The sequence below is a fragment of the Paenibacillus aceti genome (genome assembly GCF_003614185.1).
GTDB classification, from domain to species: Bacteria; Bacillota; Bacilli; order Paenibacillales; family Paenibacillaceae; genus Fontibacillus; species Fontibacillus aceti.
In genome coordinates, this window is the sequence record NZ_KZ987724.1 from 2187495 (window position 1) to 2204255 (window position 16761).

At 43.9% G+C, this 16761-nt stretch carries 22 protein-coding genes and 1 tRNA gene; 9 read left to right on the forward strand and 14 right to left on the reverse strand.

Annotated elements, in window-relative coordinates; all coding sequences use genetic code 11:
- Positions 1-151: 151 nt before the first annotated feature.
- A complete protein-coding gene (gene gnd, locus BFJ94_RS09745; RefSeq protein WP_120462494.1) occupies positions 152-1561 on the reverse strand; it encodes an NADP-dependent phosphogluconate dehydrogenase in 1410 nt (469 codons plus the stop codon).
- 219 nt (positions 1562-1780) lie between these two features.
- Positions 1781-2377, reverse strand: coding sequence for a YkzI domain-containing protein (locus BFJ94_RS09750; protein WP_120462495.1), 597 nt, complete (start codon positions 2375-2377; stop codon positions 1781-1783).
- Positions 2378-2674: 297 nt separating this feature from the next.
- Between BFJ94_RS09750 and BFJ94_RS09755 the strand changes: the two genes are divergently transcribed.
- On the forward strand, positions 2675-3301 hold the full coding sequence (locus BFJ94_RS09755; protein WP_120462496.1) for a YktB family protein: 627 nt from the start codon (positions 2675-2677) through the stop codon (positions 3299-3301).
- A 296-nt stretch (positions 3302-3597) separates the two neighbouring features.
- On the opposite strand, the gene BFJ94_RS09760 is transcribed toward BFJ94_RS09755, so the two are convergent.
- On the reverse strand, positions 3598-4839 hold the full coding sequence (locus tag BFJ94_RS09760; protein ID WP_120462497.1) for an MFS transporter: 1242 nt from the start codon (positions 4837-4839) through the stop codon (positions 3598-3600).
- Positions 4840-5027: 188 nt separating this feature from the next.
- Here BFJ94_RS09760 and BFJ94_RS09765 point away from each other — a divergent pair, with 188 nt between their 5' ends.
- Positions 5028-6503, forward strand: a complete 1476-nt coding sequence (locus tag BFJ94_RS09765; protein ID WP_120462498.1) for an aminotransferase class I/II-fold pyridoxal phosphate-dependent enzyme — start codon at positions 5028-5030, stop codon at positions 6501-6503.
- A gap of 121 nt (positions 6504-6624) precedes the next feature.
- On the opposite strand, the gene BFJ94_RS09770 is transcribed toward BFJ94_RS09765, so the two are convergent.
- Both BFJ94_RS09770 and BFJ94_RS09775 read right to left on the reverse strand, forming a co-directional pair.
- Positions 6625-6942 (reverse strand): DUF1292 domain-containing protein, encoded by a 318-nt coding sequence (locus BFJ94_RS09770; protein WP_120462499.1) that lies wholly within the window; start codon positions 6940-6942, stop codon positions 6625-6627.
- A gap of 89 nt (positions 6943-7031) precedes the next feature.
- Positions 7032-7592 (reverse strand): copper amine oxidase, encoded by a 561-nt coding sequence (locus BFJ94_RS09775; protein WP_120462500.1) that lies wholly within the window; start codon positions 7590-7592, stop codon positions 7032-7034.
- A 171-nt stretch (positions 7593-7763) separates the two neighbouring features.
- Between BFJ94_RS09775 and BFJ94_RS09780 the strand changes: the two genes are divergently transcribed.
- Entirely contained in the window at positions 7764-8498 is a 735-nt protein-coding gene (locus BFJ94_RS09780) for an MBL fold metallo-hydrolase (RefSeq protein ID WP_120462501.1), read from the forward strand.
- A 62-nt stretch (positions 8499-8560) separates the two neighbouring features.
- Here the strand turns inward: BFJ94_RS09780 and BFJ94_RS09785 are convergent, their stop codons facing one another.
- The 4 genes from BFJ94_RS09785 to BFJ94_RS25820 all read right to left on the reverse strand — a co-directional run bounded on the left by BFJ94_RS09785 (position 8561) and on the right by BFJ94_RS25820 (position 11226).
- Positions 8561-8800, reverse strand: a complete 240-nt coding sequence (locus BFJ94_RS09785) for a DUF3892 domain-containing protein (protein WP_120462502.1) — start codon at positions 8798-8800, stop codon at positions 8561-8563.
- Positions 8801-8885: 85 nt separating this feature from the next.
- On the reverse strand, positions 8886-9335 hold the full coding sequence (locus BFJ94_RS09790) for a GNAT family N-acetyltransferase (RefSeq protein ID WP_120462503.1): 450 nt from the start codon (positions 9333-9335) through the stop codon (positions 8886-8888).
- A gap of 248 nt (positions 9336-9583) precedes the next feature.
- Entirely contained in the window at positions 9584-9958 is a 375-nt protein-coding gene (locus tag BFJ94_RS25350) for a hypothetical protein (protein WP_162944225.1), read from the reverse strand.
- Between the two features lie 689 nt (positions 9959-10647).
- Positions 10648-11226 carry a hypothetical protein gene (locus BFJ94_RS25820; RefSeq protein ID WP_240431903.1) on the reverse strand — a complete coding sequence of 193 codons (579 nt, stop codon included), beginning with the start codon at positions 11224-11226 and terminating at the stop codon, positions 10648-10650.
- 163 nt (positions 11227-11389) lie between these two features.
- On the opposite strand from BFJ94_RS25820, the gene BFJ94_RS09800 reads away from it, so the two are divergent.
- Positions 11390-11462, forward strand: a tRNA-Val gene (locus tag BFJ94_RS09800).
- 222 nt (positions 11463-11684) lie between these two features.
- On the opposite strand, the gene BFJ94_RS09805 is transcribed toward BFJ94_RS09800, so the two are convergent.
- Both BFJ94_RS09805 and BFJ94_RS09810 read right to left on the reverse strand, forming a co-directional pair.
- On the reverse strand, positions 11685-11897 hold the full coding sequence (locus tag BFJ94_RS09805) for a hypothetical protein (protein ID WP_120462504.1): 213 nt from the start codon (positions 11895-11897) through the stop codon (positions 11685-11687).
- Positions 11887-12129 carry a LexA family protein gene (locus BFJ94_RS09810; protein ID WP_120462505.1) on the reverse strand — a complete coding sequence of 81 codons (243 nt, stop codon included), beginning with the start codon at positions 12127-12129 and terminating at the stop codon, positions 11887-11889. The genes BFJ94_RS09805 and BFJ94_RS09810 overlap by 11 nt, the downstream gene beginning before the upstream one ends.
- Positions 12130-12255: 126 nt before the next feature.
- Here BFJ94_RS09810 and BFJ94_RS09815 point away from each other — a divergent pair, with 126 nt between their 5' ends.
- The 5 genes from BFJ94_RS09815 (at position 12256) to BFJ94_RS09835 (ending at position 14760) form a co-directional block, all read left to right on the forward strand.
- Positions 12256-12687, forward strand: a complete 432-nt coding sequence (locus BFJ94_RS09815) for a YhjD family protein (protein WP_120462506.1) — start codon at positions 12256-12258, stop codon at positions 12685-12687.
- 114 nt (positions 12688-12801) lie between these two features.
- Entirely contained in the window at positions 12802-13464 is a 663-nt protein-coding gene (locus tag BFJ94_RS09820) for a hypothetical protein (RefSeq protein ID WP_120462507.1), read from the forward strand.
- The gene (locus BFJ94_RS09825) at positions 13451-13690 is read left to right on the forward strand and encodes a helix-turn-helix domain-containing protein (RefSeq protein WP_120462508.1); all 240 of its coding nucleotides are present in this window, start codon (positions 13451-13453) and stop codon (positions 13688-13690) included. The genes BFJ94_RS09820 and BFJ94_RS09825 overlap by 14 nt, the downstream gene beginning before the upstream one ends.
- A 104-nt stretch (positions 13691-13794) precedes the next feature.
- The gene (locus BFJ94_RS09830; protein ID WP_120462509.1) at positions 13795-14214 is read left to right on the forward strand and encodes a hypothetical protein; all 420 of its coding nucleotides are present in this window, start codon (positions 13795-13797) and stop codon (positions 14212-14214) included.
- Positions 14215-14280: 66 nt separating this feature from the next.
- Positions 14281-14760, forward strand: coding sequence for a hypothetical protein (locus tag BFJ94_RS09835; RefSeq protein WP_120462510.1), 480 nt, complete (start codon positions 14281-14283; stop codon positions 14758-14760).
- A gap of 177 nt (positions 14761-14937) precedes the next feature.
- Here the strand turns inward: BFJ94_RS09835 and BFJ94_RS09840 are convergent, their stop codons facing one another.
- From BFJ94_RS09840 to BFJ94_RS09850, 3 genes are all read right to left on the reverse strand, one after another.
- Positions 14938-15279 (reverse strand): hypothetical protein, encoded by a 342-nt coding sequence (locus BFJ94_RS09840; RefSeq protein ID WP_120462511.1) that lies wholly within the window; start codon positions 15277-15279, stop codon positions 14938-14940.
- 86 nt (positions 15280-15365) lie between these two features.
- On the reverse strand, positions 15366-15731 hold the full coding sequence (locus BFJ94_RS09845) for a hypothetical protein (RefSeq protein WP_120462512.1): 366 nt from the start codon (positions 15729-15731) through the stop codon (positions 15366-15368).
- A 20-nt stretch (positions 15732-15751) separates the two neighbouring features.
- Positions 15752-16705 carry a hypothetical protein gene (locus BFJ94_RS09850; RefSeq protein WP_120462513.1) on the reverse strand — a complete coding sequence of 318 codons (954 nt, stop codon included), beginning with the start codon at positions 16703-16705 and terminating at the stop codon, positions 15752-15754.
- Positions 16706-16761: the final 56 nt, after the last annotated feature.

The window sequence follows — 16761 nt, forward strand, 5'->3', positions numbered from 1 at the left end:
GCTAACTTTTTTTCATATCATAACATAGAGAAGGCGATTGTGACACCGCCTCTGGAGCTTCGCCAGAGCTTTACAGTACATCTATTCTAAAAAGACGCCGCAGCAAGCGGTCATCCGCTGAGTGCGACGTCTTATTCTGCTCTAAGGGCTATTAGAACCAGTGGTGATGGAACACGCCTTCTTTGTCGACACGCTTGAAGGTGTGAGCGCCGAAGTAATCCCGCTGTGCTTGAAGCAGGTTAGCTGGCAGGCGTTCAGTACGGTAGCTGTCATAGTAAGCCAGAGCGCTGGAGAAGCCGGGTACTGGAATACCGTTCTCAACCGCAGCAGCAATCACTTTACGCCAAGCGTCCTGATAGCTCTCGACGATATTTTGGAAATAAGGATCGAGCAGCAGGTTCTTAAGCGCAGGATCGCGATCATAAGCATCCTTGATATTTTGCAGGAATTGTGAACGGATAATGCAACCGCCACGGAAAATCATAGCGATATTGCCATATTTCAGATCCCAGCCGTACTCATCGGAAGCAGCACGCATTTGAGCGAAGCCTTGGGCGTAGGATACGATCTTGCTGGCGAACAACGCTTTACGTACATTTTCAATGAACTCTTGCTTGTCGCCTTTGAATTCCTGCTTGGCCGGGCCGTTCAGAATCTTGCTGGCAGCCACGCGCTCCTCTTTCATCGCGGACAGGAAGCGGGAGAATACAGACTCCGTAATCATGGACAATGGCACTCCCAGATCGAGTGCGCTTTGGCTTGTCCATTTACCGGTACCCTTCTGGCCAGCTGCGTCAAGAATAACGTCCACCATAGGCTTGCCAGTCTCTTCGTCGTACTGCGAGAAGATATCAGCTGTAATCTCAATCAGATAGCTATCCAGCTCGCCTTTATTCCATTCGTTGAAGATTTCATGTAATTCCTTGGCATCGGTGCCGAGGACATCCTTCAATAGATGATATGCTTCACCAATCAACTGCATGTCGCCATATTCAATCCCGTTATGCACCATCTTCACATAGTGGCCGGCACCATCCGGTCCAATATAAGTGCAGCATGGATCGCCGTTCACTTTTGCCGAAATAGCAGTCAGGATAGGTTCTACAAGTTTATAGGCACTCTCTGGTCCGCCAGGCATAATGGAAGGTCCATTAAGCGCTCCTTCTTCACCACCGGAGACACCGGTTCCGATGAAGCGGAAGCCTTTGGCCTCAAGGTCCTTGCTGCGGCGCTGAGTATCAGGGAAGTAGGCATTGCCCCCGTCGATGATAATATCGCCTTGGTCCAGATGAGGGAGCAGGCTCTCGATGGTCGCATCGGTAGCTGCTCCGGCTTGTACCATGATTAAAATCTTACGTGGAGTTTCAAGAGATTGAACAAACTCTTCAATGGAGAAAGTACCCACCAGATTTTTGCCTTTCCCCTCGTTTTCGAGTAAATCATGAGTTTTTTGCGGAGAACGGTTAAATACCGAAACGGTAAAACCTCTGCTTTCAATATTCAGGGCTAAATTCTTGCCCATAACGGCAAGGCCAATAACACCAATTTGTTGTTTTGACATGGTCTCCATCCTTTACTCGCTGTTTATTTTTTTCAATACTATCATTTTAACTGTTTTGTGTATAGAAGTGAATACCTTCATCATATCCTCATGAGTTATGGAGTTGGCCAGCCCCGCCATCTATAAAACAAGCCCCAGGTTCTCAGGGGGCCTGCAATGATCTTTCGCACAGATCGCTAACATTATAGTTATAGTCTAGACTCTCGGACTCCCCCTAAGCTACCACTCCAGGCGAATCAATTCGAGCCTGATTCTCCGCAGCTTCTCTTTGCAGTCCTCAGCACTCTGCTCATCCCCCTGATGCAGCGCTTCATACAAATTTTCCAATTCTGAATCCAGCTCCTTCAGCAGCTGTTCAAGCTGCTTCTCGGCGAACTGAGCCATATATAATTCAGCCATTTTCTTCACATCCACCACAGGCCCTTTTTGATAGATAACTTTGTGCTCAACCCCGTTAATTTCGACTTGTCTAATCACTTCGCCGAAGAGAATGTTCTCGACGACGATCTGCCGATCTTTAAACCGCTTCACGACAGCATGCCCGCGTAAATCACCGATCAATTTCTCCAGCCATTCGGCTAGTTTGGCATCCTTTATGGTATAATCGCCGACCAGCTTGTATCCATTCGCTATACGCTGAAAACGCAGCTTGGTCAGCCTGCGGCCGGTGCGGACAGAAATAATGAAGATCGTCTCATTCTCGCTCCAATATAAAGAATACCCGTCTTGAATCAAATCTCGGATCAACTGCTGAATGTGCCGACGGTCGAATCGGAGTTCCAGGTTGCAATATTCCACTTCATAACTTTTATTCACGGCACTCCCTCCTCATAATTTGTGAGAAGTGCTAAACAGCGGATGATTCCTATATTTAGCTCTCACCTTCATCTCCCGATTGCGGCTTACCCTATCTTATACTTCATATTATGTAACGGAACTTGGATTATTGATTAATTTTCCCTTCTTATTACGCCCGATCTATTGTAAAGGAACAGAACACGAGGAAATAAGGAAATATTACGGAATCGAATGGATAAGCTAGGCTTAGATCCAGCACCAGTTATGCTATACTAAAAACAGCTATTTTGTGACAAATTACGGAGGTTTAACAGTATGACAACTTTTAATGGATTTAACGCGCAGGATTTCGATGTCTTTCACGTACCCGGCCTGGAACCCCGGATGGAGGCGATTATCCATCAGGTAAGACCGAAGCTGGAGTTTCTGGGTGAGACCCTTGCCCCGTATCTGTCCGCGATTTGCGGAGAAGAGATGTATCCCCATGTTGCCAAGCATGCCAGACGCACCGTTAACCCGCCGATCGACACCTGGGTCGCTCTGGCGAGCAGCAAACGAGGCTATAAAGCGCTGCCGCATTTCGAGGTTGGCCTGTTCTCTACGCATCTGTTCATCATTTTCGCCGTCATTTATGAGAGCCCTAACAAGCTTGTATTCGCCGATTTTCTGGACAAGCATGCAGCCAAGGTGAAGGCGACTGTCCCTGATCATTTCTTCTGGTCTATGGATCACTTCAATCCGGTGGGGACGCCACAGGCAGAAGTCACCCCGGCGGAACTGAAGAAAATGGCTGAACGGCTCAAAAACGTCAAAAAGGCAGAAGTGATGTGCGGGCTGCGGATCGAACGGGATGATCCTGTTCTGCTCGATAGCGACAAGTTGATTGCCAAGATTGAGGAGACGTTCACCACACTACTACCTTTATACAAAGCCTCCTTTTAGAGGTAGTCAAAAAGTCCGCTTTTGATCCCGAAGTAACTCAGGGAGTGGATTCGACATCGAATCTCGAATTCAACCGGGTCCTCCGGTGCTCACGTACAAACTACGTACGCTCCGCTCCTCATACCCTAGCTTCATCCAACCTTCTCGGGGCTGAAAACCGGACTTTTTGAGCTTACATTGAAGAGGTAGTCAAAAAGTCCGCTTTTGATCCCGAAGTAACTCAGGGAGTGGATTCGACATCGAATCTTGAATTCAACCGGGTCCTCCGGTGCTCACGTACAAACTACGTTAGGTACTTAACTATGTCGGGGCCGGGAGAGGATGAGGTGCACGAAGAAGAGTAACCCCATCGCACAGGCACTGGCCAGAAACGGTGCTGAGGGGCCGAGCCAGTCCCATAGCTTCCCGGAGACGATCGGTCCGATAATCATGCCGAATCCCTGAATCGTCAAGAAAAATCCCCACACTGTCCCCTTCTCCCGCTCCGGTATCAAATGCGAGAGCATTGTATCCCAGGTTGGGAGAATGAAGGAATAGCTGATTCCGATCAGGATGACAAGAACCCAGACGATAGGAATCGAGCGGGTAAGCGCGAAAAAGCCGATCGAGATAGCTGCAGAAGCGAAGCCGATGTTCAGAAATAAGCTTGTCCCAAACCGATCCACCATTTTACCCACCGGAATTAAACCGGCTACCGCGATCCCCCCGCCGGCGATCAACATGGCACTGTAGGCTTCCGGGGAAAGGCCCAACTCGGTTCTTACATACAGAGTGATCACTGGCGTCAGCAGGCCGATCGCAAAAGTCTGCAGGAATAATGCCGGGTATAGAAATGGACTTACCTTCAAATTATGGCGGATATGATGCAGCGTACGACGAATATTCTGCAGCAGTGCCCGCAGCCTGGTCTTCTGTCCGTCTAACCTTGCGGAAATCTCCAACTGATTGCTCTTGGCCTTACCAGGCAAGAACAGCGATGTAAGCACAACGACTGCCATGCAGGAGAGCAGAAACCAGAATACTAAGGTATATGACTTGCTGACGAGAAAATTAATAATGATCGGTCCCAGCCCCGTCCCGCCGAGACTGGACATCTGGATGACGCCCATCGCTGTTCCGAAATTGTTATTTTCCTTGGTTACAGCCGAAATCCCCATCATTACACAGGGCCATAAAGGCGCTGTTCCTATGCCTAGCAGCGTACAACCGAGAATGATAAAGCCTACGGTCTTGATGAAACTGAGGATCGTCACTGCGCTGAGCGTAATGATTAATCCGGCTGCCATCGTGGCCCGGAACCCGAGCCGTTCCACAAGCCACCCGGCCGGGCTGCGGAACAGATTGTCTCCGATGTATTGGAGCGAGAAGGACAGACCGATCACAAATGCGCTAAGCTTCAGTACATCCCCCATATAAACCGGCAACACGGCTACCAGTAATGATCCCTTTACGAACTCAACCAGAAACATGATGATCCAGAGACACACAAAGGTCGGAGTCAACAACGATTTATTAACAAGCTTCGATGTCAGTTTCATCTGTTCTCCCCTCCCTCGAAATCTTTGGCTTTTTCCCAAGTCATTGCTATCAGTTTGCCCAATTTACTGCTGCCTTTTACCTGTTTAAGTCAGAATGGAATTTAAGGCTGTAATCTTTTCTTGCATTCCGGTCGCTTTTTGCTATACTCAAGCTTGTTAATTTTTTATGAAAGGCGGAAGACGACTAAATGGATCATCAACGTACGCCGTTGTTTACTGCTCTCAAGCAGCATGCGGCCAGTAACCCGGTACAATTCCATATCCCTGGGCACAAAAAAGGACAAGGTATGGATCAGGAATTTCATGATTTTATTGGCGATAATGCTCTGTCTATTGACTTGATCAATATCGCCCCGCTTGATGACCTCCATCAGCCGTCGGGCGTAATTGAACAAGCCCAAAACCTTGCAGCCGATGCCTTTGGGGCGGATTATACCTTTTTCACGGTGCAAGGCACCAGCGGAGCCATCATGACGATGATTCTGTCTATTTGCTCACCTGGTGACAAGATTATCGTACCAAGAAATATCCATAAATCGATCATGTCGGCGATTATTTTCTCGGGGGCGAAGCCGATCTTCGTATCCCCTGCCCAGGATCCCAATCTCGGAATCGATCACGGAATTACGACGTCTTCGGTACGCAGAGCGCTTCAGCGGCATCCGGATGCCAAGGCCGTCCTGGTCATTAATCCAACCTACTATGGAGTATGTGCCCATCTGAAGGAGATCGTTGATCTGGCTCATAGCTACCATGTTCCTGTTCTCGTCGATGAGGCGCATGGGGTTCATATTCATTTTCATGAAGACCTGCCGATGTCTGCGATGGAAGCTGGCGCCGATATGGCCGCCACAAGTGTTCACAAGCTTGGCGGCTCAATGACGCAGAGCTCTGTGCTTAATTTGAATACGAAGAATGGTTATGTGAATCCACAGCGTGTGCAGACCATTCTCAGCATGCTTACGACGACCTCGACGTCTTATTTATTGCTGGCTTCGCTTGATACATCACGAAGGAATCTCGCTCTATACGGTCATGAGCAGGCTGCGGAGTCAATGAGGCTCAGTGATTATGTGCGTCGCAGTGTGAATGAAATTGAGGGTTTGTACTGCTTCGGGCGTGAAATTCTGGGTAGTGAGGCTACCTATGATATGGACCCGACGAAAATCACGATACATGTTCGCCATCTCGGCATCACCGGGTATGAGACAGAGAACTGGCTCAGAGAGCATTACCGTATCGAGGTTGAGCTTAGCGATATGTATAATATCCTGTGTCTGATTACCCCGGGGGATAATCAAGAGACGGTAGATACATTGCTGACCGCCTTGCGTGAGCTATCCCAGCTGTACTATAAAGAAGGCAATGCCAACGAGCTGATCGTAAAAATACCGGAAATACCGCAATTATCGCTTATTCCTCGAAATGCCTTCTATGCAGATACCGAGGTCATTCCGTTCAAAGAATCAGCCGGTCGGATCATCGCCGAATTCATATATGTTTATCCGCCAGGAATACCGATCCTCTTGCCTGGCGAGGTTATTTCACAGGATAATATTGACTATATTATGGATCATGTCGAGGTGGGATTGCCTGTTAAAGGCCCCGAAGACCGCTACATCAAAAATGTAAAAGTTATTGTAGAAGCTGATCCGATCTTCTAAATGAACAGAGGCAGGGCCTGTAGACGATGATGCAAATCGCTTAAGGCTCTGCCTTTATTATAATAGAAAAGAGCCATTCCAGGCATCTGCAGGCCAGAAATAGCTCTTAGTTATCGAAAATTTACGCTTCGTCCAGTTCAGAAACAAGCTGGTTATAAGCTTCTTCCACTTGACGCCACTCATCTTCGTCTTCAATATTGTAAAGCACCATTTCATCATTCTCTTCTTCCATACGGAGAATAATGCCGTCGGCTCCCGGATTGTTGCGTTCAAGCAGCAATGCGTACAGCTTCTCGCCTACATCAAAGGTCTCAACGAGAACCATGTCTACGTCATTTCCGCTCTCATCCGTTAAAGTTAACACGAACTCTTCATGCTCGTGATCATGATCATGTCCGCAACCGCATGCTTCACCATGCTCGTGATTGTGTTCGCTCATTCAAATACCTCGCTTTTAAATTTAAGTTGTCAACCTTGTGGTATCGTAACATTTTCAGGCGGACAGGTCAATTTAGAACATCGCATATTCTACTTAAGAACGTTAATGATTTTCTCCGAGACGAGAATGAACTCTTTGCTGTCCGCCGGCTTCATATAGAACCCGATCTTATATTTCCCCGAATTTTTAAAATCATAGGTGTAATCTTCCGTACGGAACCAGAAATTCTCCTTCTGTTCTTTAATGTCGCTCGTCTGGATCACATTCGAATTGCCGTCAGGCGAGGTGATCGATACCCGCACCGCTGATATATTCGTCTTCAAATTATCGATTTGTGAGAAAACATTGAACTTCAGCTTCCCCGTCTTGTTGATATCCCCAAATGCATTGCCATCGGAGGATTGGAACAGAAACATATGTACATTAGGTTTATAATAATAGACGGTCTTCGTAGCTTCATCATAATGAATCAGCCCTTGCAGCTCACGAAGAGGAATATACGTTTTGCCATCCACGATATAGCTGCCGTCTTCGAGTTCTCGGCCATTCATCAGCAGCCGGACTTTCTGAGAAGCCGAGTCTGCAAATAGTAGCGAACCTCCCATCAGGGAGAATATAGTAACGAGTACTGCAACTCTTCTCCATTTCATAAAAAATACCCTCCATAAGATTCATGTTGATGTAAATTTATACTCCAAATAACGGGCCAAGTTGCGCTTTTTTCATGAAAGGTTTTATTTTTTTGAAATGATTACGGGATAAAAAGCGAAAATGATATAGTAATACATAGTGAAATATTGAAAAATACGAGGTGAATAAATATGTCATTACATCTACAGATGTTAGGTACGGGCGGCGCTTTTGCCAAACGGTTCTATAACAACAATGCGCTGCTCAGCACAGAGGATTTCACATTGCTGATCGATTGCGGCATTACTGCCCCGCTTTCTCTGCATCAATTAGGGAAAACGCCGGATCAGATCGATGCCATTCTGATTACCCATATCCATGGCGATCATGTCGGTGGATTGGAGGAATTCGCCTTCCGGATGAAATTTCAATATGGACGAAAGCCCGTTCTTTATATCAGCGAGAAGCTGATCAAGCCGCTATGGGAAAATACGCTAAAAGGCGGTCTAACTCAAGAGGGAATATCTTCGATCGAGGACGCTTTCGAGATTCATCCGTTAAGTGAAGGGGTACCCTATCATATATCTCCGGGCCTTACGCTCGAATTAATACAAACTCCACATATACCGGGAAAAGATAGCTTTTCTCTGTACATTAATCAAGAGATCTTCTACAGTGCGGATATGACCTTTCAGCCTGAGCTACTGACGAAGCTGGTTCAAGAAAGAGGCTGCCGCAAAATAATGCATGAGGTACAATTCATCGCCCCCGGAGTGGTGCATACGACATTGGACGAGCTGCGCAGCTTGCCACAGGAAATCCAACAGATGATCTATCTGATGCATTATGGGGATGAGATGGAGAGTTATATGGGACAGACAGGTGCTATGAAATTTCTCCGTCAGCACGAGATCTATTCGTTATAAATACAAGCAGCCGCCGGCGAAGAAGGGCCAGCGGCTGTTTTGATGCAGACGATCAAGTTTATTTATTCAAATCTCGGCAATGCGTCCAGGTTGTTGCTAGGGTCCCCATCTGCATCGCCACGGATATACATTTCTCCGTCTCTGCCCTTGAATACATTGACTCCGCCAATCGCACCGGCCTTCACTTCTTGCAGAGCCTGCTCGTAATCGAGTACCCGGCCGCTGGAGGTCTTGAAGGCGGTAAGATCACCGTCTCCGTTCTTTTGGACTGCAATAAACGTCTCGCGTGTGTTCATTCCCATCACATCTCCTCTACGTTGTTTCCCTTCACAGGGTCCTCCTGAGAGGGATGTATATAGTTTGTCCCAAATAACGGAATGTATGAGATTAGAGCTTCAGCGATTTCTCCATTCGCACATGGGGAATATTCGCATCGAGGAAGGTTTCCGTAGAAGTCGTCACATAGCCCAGCTTCTGGTAGAAGGCTTCGGCTTGACACTGCGCATCCAGCACGGATTTCGTTAATCCGAGCTCACGGGCCAGCTCCTCCATGGCGATCAACAGAACTCTGCCGATCCCTTGCGAACGATAAGCTTTGCGAACAGCGATCCGCTGCATTTTGGCCGCATTATCCTGATAGTAGATTAGCCGGCCTGTGGCGGCGTATTCCCCATCAACCTCGATCAGAATATGGTGGGCATCTGGCCCAATTACATCATATTCATCGATCTCCAATTCGACGGGGACCTTCTGCTCCCCTACGAATACCTCTTTACGTATACTGCATGCTTGCTCCAATTGTTCTTCCGTCTTTACAGGTATAATTACAGCAGCCATTCCTATCCCTCCCGATGGTGTAAACTTTATACTATGCATTAACAATAAAAACTTGCATCATTATACAAAAATTTTAATTTAATGTATAGTTGGGGTGAAAGATTAAATGGAAGGAAGGAGCTGTTCAACCGATGTACGGTCTTACGATTGTTGCAGCTATCATTATTTCCGTTCTTCTGATTGTCCCGATGTTCTATGTTACGCAAAAAGCTTACTCCCGCAAATGGGAAGATGAGTAATCGAGGCGATCAGGGCTCTGTGGAATATACCTCTTCCTCTACAGCTGGAGCATATACACCGTCAGATATCGAAGGAACAGACCACCACAGGGCCCTGGCCTGCCTCTCCATCGTCTGCTGATCCGGCCCCAGCCCGCAGCCAGCCATCGGCAGCAGCAGAGCCGCGAGTGCGACGCCCATGGCGATGACCGTTGTCAGCGCCTTGCTCCGGCGACTGAATATGGAGTGAGTTGGATGGTTGGAATGAGTTTGGTGAGTTTGGTGACTCGAATGACTCGATTGACTTGATTGACTTGGATGGCTTGAATGATTAGATCGGCTTGGATGGCTTGAATGACGCTGGCCCGTTGGGTTTAGCTCAATCTGTGGCTTATCAGACTTCATTTTTGGGTTAACCTCCGCTCTGAGTATAGTATATAATTATAATCTCCAATAAATGGGGATTGTATAAGGAAGTGACTGTATGCACATAGAATCATGGCGGGTGGGCACAGACTATGGCGGACGGGCGAAGCAAATAACTGCAAAAATACATCTATTCTCAGGCATTCAGCTCGGAGATTGGGAATAAATGCGAATATACAACTATTTCTCGGAATAAGCCTTAATTAGGCGAAAACTCATCAAAATAGATGCATAATAGCACCTATCCCCGCTGTTGAGGGGCTAAAGCGGCGATATAGTTGCACATTTGCACTTATGGACTGGCATGGACGGGGATGAGCTAACGTTTCGCGATTGGGGATGGCATCGGAGATCGAAATGTAACCTCCGTTCCTAAAGTAGGAATCATCTCTAATTGCATAAAGTACAACTAAAACAACACTAACTGGCTCCGACCTCACTTTAACTGTAAAATATACACTTATAACTGCAACTTTCCTCTATAAATCGAAAACAAACTAATTTAAATGTACAAATTACACTTACAACAAGGTACTTGCGATAATCCGGCAGAATAAATGTACTTTTTACAACTAACTTACCAGATATAGCTCTTGATGGACCATCCGATAGACGTAAGGCATCCTGCCGAAATAAAAAAATCCGATGCGTTGGCACCGGACCGTTCGTTATTTAATTCTCTTCAGCTCCGCTTCCTGTTGGATCGAGCGTAAAGATAGCACTTCAATAATACTATGTTGGTTCTCCAAAACAGTCTCCATTTTCATGACACGTTCGTTCGTGTCCAACACTGCACGTTTAATCAAATGTTGATCTTCTTTGATTTCATGAACATCTTGTTTAATCCCGTTCAGATCTTGTTTCACAAGAACCTGGTCAGCTTTTATACCCTGTATATCCTGCTTCATAAGAGACTGGTCTTCTTTTATGCCCTGTATATCCTGCCTCATGAAGGTCTGATCATCCTTTATGCCCTGTATGTCTTGCTTCATGAAGGTCTGATCATTCTTTATGCCCTGTATATCCTGCCTCATGAAGGTCTGATCATCCTTTATGCCCTGTATATCCTGCTTCATGAAGGTCTGATCATCCTTTATGCCCTGTATGTCCTGCTTCATGAGAGTCTGGTCTTCTTCAATTCCCATTAGTCGATTATCAATACCATCGAGTTTTTGATCGAGAGAATCAAATCGCTTCTCAAATTGATTCATAGTAGCCTGCAGCAATTCCTTCAAATCATTACTCATCTAAAGCCACGGCCCCCTCAAACTATAATTACCTCATATTTTAACAAACATTACTTGTGAGTTCTAGCTGAAAAATGTAGAACCTTGCTACTTTATTTGTATAAAAAAGGTTTGACATATTGGGCTCTTCTTGATAAGATAAATTTTGTCTTCACTTATATTTGATCTGTTAGCTCAGCTGGGAGAGCACCATCTTGACAGGGTGGGGGTCAGTGGTTCGAGCCCACTACAGATCATAGCTGGTAGCCCTTGCGTAGCAAGGGTTTTTCTTTTTTTTTGAAGAAGTAATAAAACCCTTAAAATCATAAGTGGGGACAAAACGGGGACAAAACTTTAATTCTTATGCTTGTTTCTAGATTTATTTATATTATTTACGACTGATTTCTATAGAATGTACTACTTTCACAAAAACTTCAAAAATAAACCACAGAAGCATTTTTCCTCTGTGGTTTATTTTATTATTTTATAGCCCTTATTCTTCCTGCTTTAATGAAATTATCTATAGTTTGATAGATATCTATACATTTTCCCTCTTTCCAAACTTCCATTATTTTATTAACTCCTTCATTTTTTAAGTATCTTGTAAATGCGTCATTAAATACTGTCGTAACAAGTAAATTTTTCCTATGCCTCTCTTCCAATACAACAAACGTTTCAAAATCAATATGCAATGTTAACAACTCCTTTTATATTGCCAATTAATTGGAGCGCCCTCGGCTTGCTCGCTTCTCTCCTTATGTATCCTTTTTGTTCCAAATTGCTTAAATATCCATGAATAGTTGATGTAGATTTTACTTCCATTAAAACAGCCAGTTCTCTTACGGTAGGAGGATATCCATGTTCTTGAAGATATTTATTGATTACCGACAACGCTTCCTTTTCTCTTCTGGTAATTGTATTCATATTCCTTCTTGCCTCCTTATCTAGTTGTATAATTAATTATACAAGAACATATGTTTGTGTTCAATACTTGAATAGAACCTTTACTTTGATATAAAATGTGAACAAACGTTCTGAAGGGGCGATTATATGCCAATCGATCATACTCCTACTGATATTCAATATGTAAAAATGTACTTACTGCTGCCGATGATCTTGAGCGCGTTTGAAAGGGATAAGAAAATAATAGAAAGACACTTGAAAACTCCTGGTCCATATATAAGTTCTATTGACAGTGCAATGGATCGTGTGGCAGTTGATTTAAAAGAGGTTAAACGCAAGTTTAGATCGCTTGGGATTAAAGTATACGAAGAGGCTCGCACGGAGAAGGGAATAGAGGCTAAGTATCTGTGCCGGGGATATCATCATGATTTTGATATGCTGTGGAGCCGAATAGCAGCGGAATGTGGTGTCTTAATGGAAAGTTATTTAGGTTTAGACATAAGTAAATATATCGACCCAGCAGTCCCAGGATCGGATGGCATTTATGGCTTGCCTAATGACATAGAAAGTACCACTTAGGACTATTCCTCGGTGGTCTTTTTATTAAAAATAGTGAATTTAACCTTATGCGGTTGATTAACAACCTTACAAGGTTTATAATAGATGTAAAATATCAGGGGAGGTTGAATAAAGTTGGCTAGAAAGCTAATCGATCTTACAGACGAGCGTTACGGGAGGCTTATTGTTTTAAAAGAGGCTGAGCGCAAAGGTTATACAAGGCGTTGGTTATGTAAATGCGATTGCGGAGAAGAACGGATAATTTCCCAAGCACAGTTACGCTCTGGAAAAACAACATCATGCGGTTGCTACAATAGAGAACGATCTTCTCAGGCCAATATAGTTGATTTGGTTGGGGAACGTTTTGGTAGGCTTGTAGTTTTAGAAGATACGCATGAAAGGTTCCAAAATAAAGTCGTCTGGCTATGCCAGTGCGATTGTGGCAGTGATCCTATAAAGGTACCAAGCACATATCTAACAACTGGCGACACAACATCGTGTGGTTGTTTAAGGAGGGAAAACGGAAGCAAGCTGCAAGATTACAATGAAAAAAATTTGCGCACCGATGGAGTATTTACGCCACTACTTAAAAGCAAATTACGTTCTGACAATTCTACGGGCGTAAAAGGTGTAGCAATCAACAAGAAAAACGGTAAATACAGAGCTTATCTCAGGATCAAAGGCAAGCAGTATTATTTAAAGGAGCATTTCACCCTGGAGCAAGCAGAAGCAGCAAGGAGAGTTGGGGAAGAAAAGCTTCATAGACCCTACTTGGAGGTACCCGATGAAGACAACTAAACCGATCAATAACTATATGACCCCGGCAGAAGCAGCATACCGCTGGGGAAAACCACAAGATACTGTTAAGAGCAGGCTTAAGCCGTCACTGTACGAAAAACAGTTAAAAGAGATGATACAAGCGGGATTGATAAAGTATTTTCAAAACCCAGAAAGACAACGTAGGGAGTGGATTGTGAGCGTGCAGGCTATGGAAAAATGGTTCGGTCCAGAGCCGAAAAAATAAAACAAATTAGTTAACCTTAAAGGGTTGACTGTAAACCTTATATGGTTTATAATAGAATTAACAACAAGGAGATGACGCAAACAAAAACAAGGGAGGAAAAACAGATGAACATCATCCAAATGTACGAAAAGATAAAAGAAATCCACGAAGCAAACGAGGACAAATACTACTACATCGGTCTTCGCTTCGAGGATAAGGACCGCGAGATCGGCGAAGAGTGCGAATGGAGCCGTCACAATCCTGACCGCGAGGACGAACGTGAATTCCCGGAGTACGGTTCGGAAGAGTACGACGAGATGGAAGAGCTTGACGGTACTAGCGCTTGGGACTTAGCAGCAATGACTACCCGTTACTTGCCGGGATTCGGAAGACCCGGTGAAGCCGATCCAAACAAAGACTGCGAACGCTACTTCTTTTCAGATCATTGCTACATCATCGCTAGCAATAACAAAGGGCAGCACGATGACCCGGACGACGGTGAGATATTGATCCAAGATGCTATCGTTATCGCAAAAATATTTTAATACAGGGGCTTCAGCCCCTCTCCAATAAACCGGAGATACCGGGTGAGGACGAAAGGAGATATTAAAATGTATGAAGGATTGTTACGCACAAAACTAGAGGGACAAGCAAACTGGACGTATTTGTATGGGTACGAGCATAAAGGAGGCGGTGAGGTGACAGAACTTGTTCCAAAACATGATCCTGTTTTCGGAACAAGGCATGATGCAGTAATCCATAGAGTTCAAAAGGATTCTTCGGGCATGTGTACATATAGAACAGATGTGGATGGGAATGTCTTGTTCGATGGCGATGTCGTCGATGTTTTGGTAAACGGAAAACACGATACGTATGCTATGATAGCATACAATTACACTCACGAACGATTTGATATCCTCCCCCAGTGGCTAGGAGACCATGTAGACTACGATCGTTGCATGGACGGGTTAGCACAGGACGGAATAGAATTAAAGCTAGTAAGCGATTATTGGAACTGGATGGAGCAAGTGGAGGCAAAAGTCGACACGTGGGTAAGAGAAAAACGAACAAGTGTTGATATAAATCAATAACACAAAACCCCAGAGCAAACGCCCCAGGGTTTTGTACAAATTAAAAGTATGAACCTTTCAATCCACATCCGCACTAAGCGGATGACACACCTAAAATATAACATATACTATAAAACAAGTAAATCCCACCAACCAATTAAGGTCAGTGGGATTTTAAAATGTAGGTAGTGTTTATAATTACAAACTTATTCCTAGAGATGTTGCAAGAGCCGCCCCGGCCGATGTAACTTTTATTGCTTCGGAAAGCAAACCGAAGAATTTCTTCGCTCGGTCAAGTTTATTTTCCTGGACGCATCCTTTAATTGTTGCCAGATCCGATAAATTATCATTCCGCTCTTGGGAATCAGTTAATTTTTCAATTTCAGCCTTTAAATCTAAAAACAGTTGTTCAAACTTACTATCCAGAGGGACTTGATATGTTTGAGTATTGGCATCACCTTGAAAGTTGCTGTTTCCATTGAAAGTCGCTCCATCAAAACTTATATCTTTCATTTTTCTTGAGTAATCATTATTCTGCACATTTATACCTCCGCTAATAATTAGTTCATTAATTGTTATCCCTGCCTTATAAAGATCTGATAAGAGCGTACCTTGTGTATTGCCATTTAAAAGTGGGATACTTGTCTTACTTTCTTTTTTTTTACATAATCTTTGTACTGAGGTAAAAAATCAAAAGAAACCCAAACCCTATCAGGGTCTGGTCTATATTCTATTCCACATACACTGCATCTACGAAGTTCACTTATAATTTCAACCGGTGAATCGACTAAAAAGTCACTATCCCCTTCTGGGCATTCCACCTCATAATAAACCTTAAGTTTTCTATTAACTTGAGACAACAAGTATTGTGTTACAATTTTCAGGTCGGCAATACCACTCAGGGCACATATATAGTGAGGAGAAAAATGCTTTTTATCATTAAAGGCCATTTCTTCTAAAATATCATCAAGTCGAAATTCATATTCTAACATTATCCCTCACCCCCTTGAAGTTATATATTCTCTACAGCCTCGATTAATTCCTTCTCAGTTGCAGACTCTCCAAACTTTATTTTTAATATCACATTAAAAACGAAACTTATAACTTCTTCTCCAACATTAGATCGAAACCACAATCCTTCGTCAGTAATTACATAAGAGATCTCATCCTCAAAACCAAAAGAATATTTATGTTTGAACAATAATGTTTTTTTCTTAACTGGTTGGTTGTTAAATTCCCTCTTATAATCCTCTTCAGATTCAAGGTCTTCTACTTGAGGTTTTGCAGTCACTTCTTTTGTTGAGTACACTCCTTCAGTCATCTTGTGTTTTGCAGATCTCAACTTAGCATTCAATTCTCGCGCCAATTGTTTTGCCTGTTCTTCAGTAAGCTTGGTTAACTTTTCCCAAGTAACCTCTTGATCAATTCCCATAATACTGAGAATAGTCCTTTTGAATGTTTCATTTTGCGACTGGCTAGCTCTGATTTCGACACAGAAAGGTTCGAAGTGAATAACTACATAATCCAATATTTGTTGTCTCCGCACCACAATTTCGAAGTTTTCTAAATAGCGCCTTGAAGAGCCGAGATACGAAAATGCCAGTACTAACCTATTGCCCACTTCGTGGGCCTTTATTATTTTAGGTTCATCGCTTAAAGTCGGTCTAAGGCCTCTACCAAAAATATCATTAGTATATTTTTCAATTAAAAATCCTTTAAAATATTCTTTGTTCCTCCATTCTGGAGATATTTCGGAAGTAACCATATGTATGTTTACAGCTGTTGCCCCAGCATACTGAAATTGATCTGCTATATCTTGTCCAACAGAAGGCTTTTTATCTGCTATTATATTTGCCATGTCTTCTATTACAGATAATTTTGTATCTTTATCAAGTTTTTCATTTTTCACCACTTGTTTTAATACGCCTGAAGGAACCTGCATAGCTAAAATATCTCTTAGTCGCATCCGTCTTCCCCCACTAATATTCCATATTTTATAGTATCATTACATAGAAGTATAGT

Excerpts from the sequence above, each read along its gene's own strand:
- gnd (WP_120462494.1), bottom strand. The coding sequence starts at position 1,561 with ATGTCAAAACAACAAATTGGTGTTATTGGCCTTGCCGTTATGGGCAAG.
- BFJ94_RS09755 (WP_120462496.1), top strand. The coding sequence starts at position 2,675 with ATGACAACTTTTAATGGATTTAACGCGCAGGATTTCGATGTCTTTCAC.
- BFJ94_RS09760 (WP_120462497.1), bottom strand. The coding sequence starts at position 4,839 with ATGAAACTGACATCGAAGCTTGTTAATAAATCGTTGTTGACTCCGACC.
- BFJ94_RS09765 (WP_120462498.1), top strand. The coding sequence starts at position 5,028 with ATGGATCATCAACGTACGCCGTTGTTTACTGCTCTCAAGCAGCATGCG.
- BFJ94_RS09770 (WP_120462499.1), bottom strand. The coding sequence starts at position 6,942 with ATGAGCGAACACAATCACGAGCATGGTGAAGCATGCGGTTGCGGACAT.
- BFJ94_RS09775 (WP_120462500.1), bottom strand. The coding sequence starts at position 7,592 with ATGAAATGGAGAAGAGTTGCAGTACTCGTTACTATATTCTCCCTGATG.
- BFJ94_RS09780 (WP_120462501.1), top strand. The coding sequence starts at position 7,764 with ATGTCATTACATCTACAGATGTTAGGTACGGGCGGCGCTTTTGCCAAA.
- BFJ94_RS09785 (WP_120462502.1), bottom strand. The coding sequence starts at position 8,800 with ATGGGAATGAACACACGCGAGACGTTTATTGCAGTCCAAAAGAACGGA.
- BFJ94_RS09790 (WP_120462503.1), bottom strand. The coding sequence starts at position 9,335 with ATGGCTGCTGTAATTATACCTGTAAAGACGGAAGAACAATTGGAGCAA.
- BFJ94_RS25350 (WP_162944225.1), bottom strand. The coding sequence starts at position 9,958 with ATGAAGTCTGATAAGCCACAGATTGAGCTAAACCCAACGGGCCAGCGT.
- BFJ94_RS25820 (WP_240431903.1), bottom strand. The coding sequence starts at position 11,226 with ATGAGTAATGATTTGAAGGAATTGCTGCAGGCTACTATGAATCAATTT.
- BFJ94_RS09810 (WP_120462505.1), bottom strand. The coding sequence starts at position 12,129 with ATGAATACAATTACCAGAAGAGAAAAGGAAGCGTTGTCGGTAATCAAT.
- BFJ94_RS09815 (WP_120462506.1), top strand. The coding sequence starts at position 12,256 with ATGCCAATCGATCATACTCCTACTGATATTCAATATGTAAAAATGTAC.
- BFJ94_RS09825 (WP_120462508.1), top strand. The coding sequence starts at position 13,451 with ATGAAGACAACTAAACCGATCAATAACTATATGACCCCGGCAGAAGCA.
- BFJ94_RS09830 (WP_120462509.1), top strand. The coding sequence starts at position 13,795 with ATGAACATCATCCAAATGTACGAAAAGATAAAAGAAATCCACGAAGCA.
- BFJ94_RS09835 (WP_120462510.1), top strand. The coding sequence starts at position 14,281 with ATGTATGAAGGATTGTTACGCACAAAACTAGAGGGACAAGCAAACTGG.
- BFJ94_RS09845 (WP_120462512.1), bottom strand. The coding sequence starts at position 15,731 with ATGTTAGAATATGAATTTCGACTTGATGATATTTTAGAAGAAATGGCC.
- BFJ94_RS09850 (WP_120462513.1), bottom strand. The coding sequence starts at position 16,705 with ATGCGACTAAGAGATATTTTAGCTATGCAGGTTCCTTCAGGCGTATTA.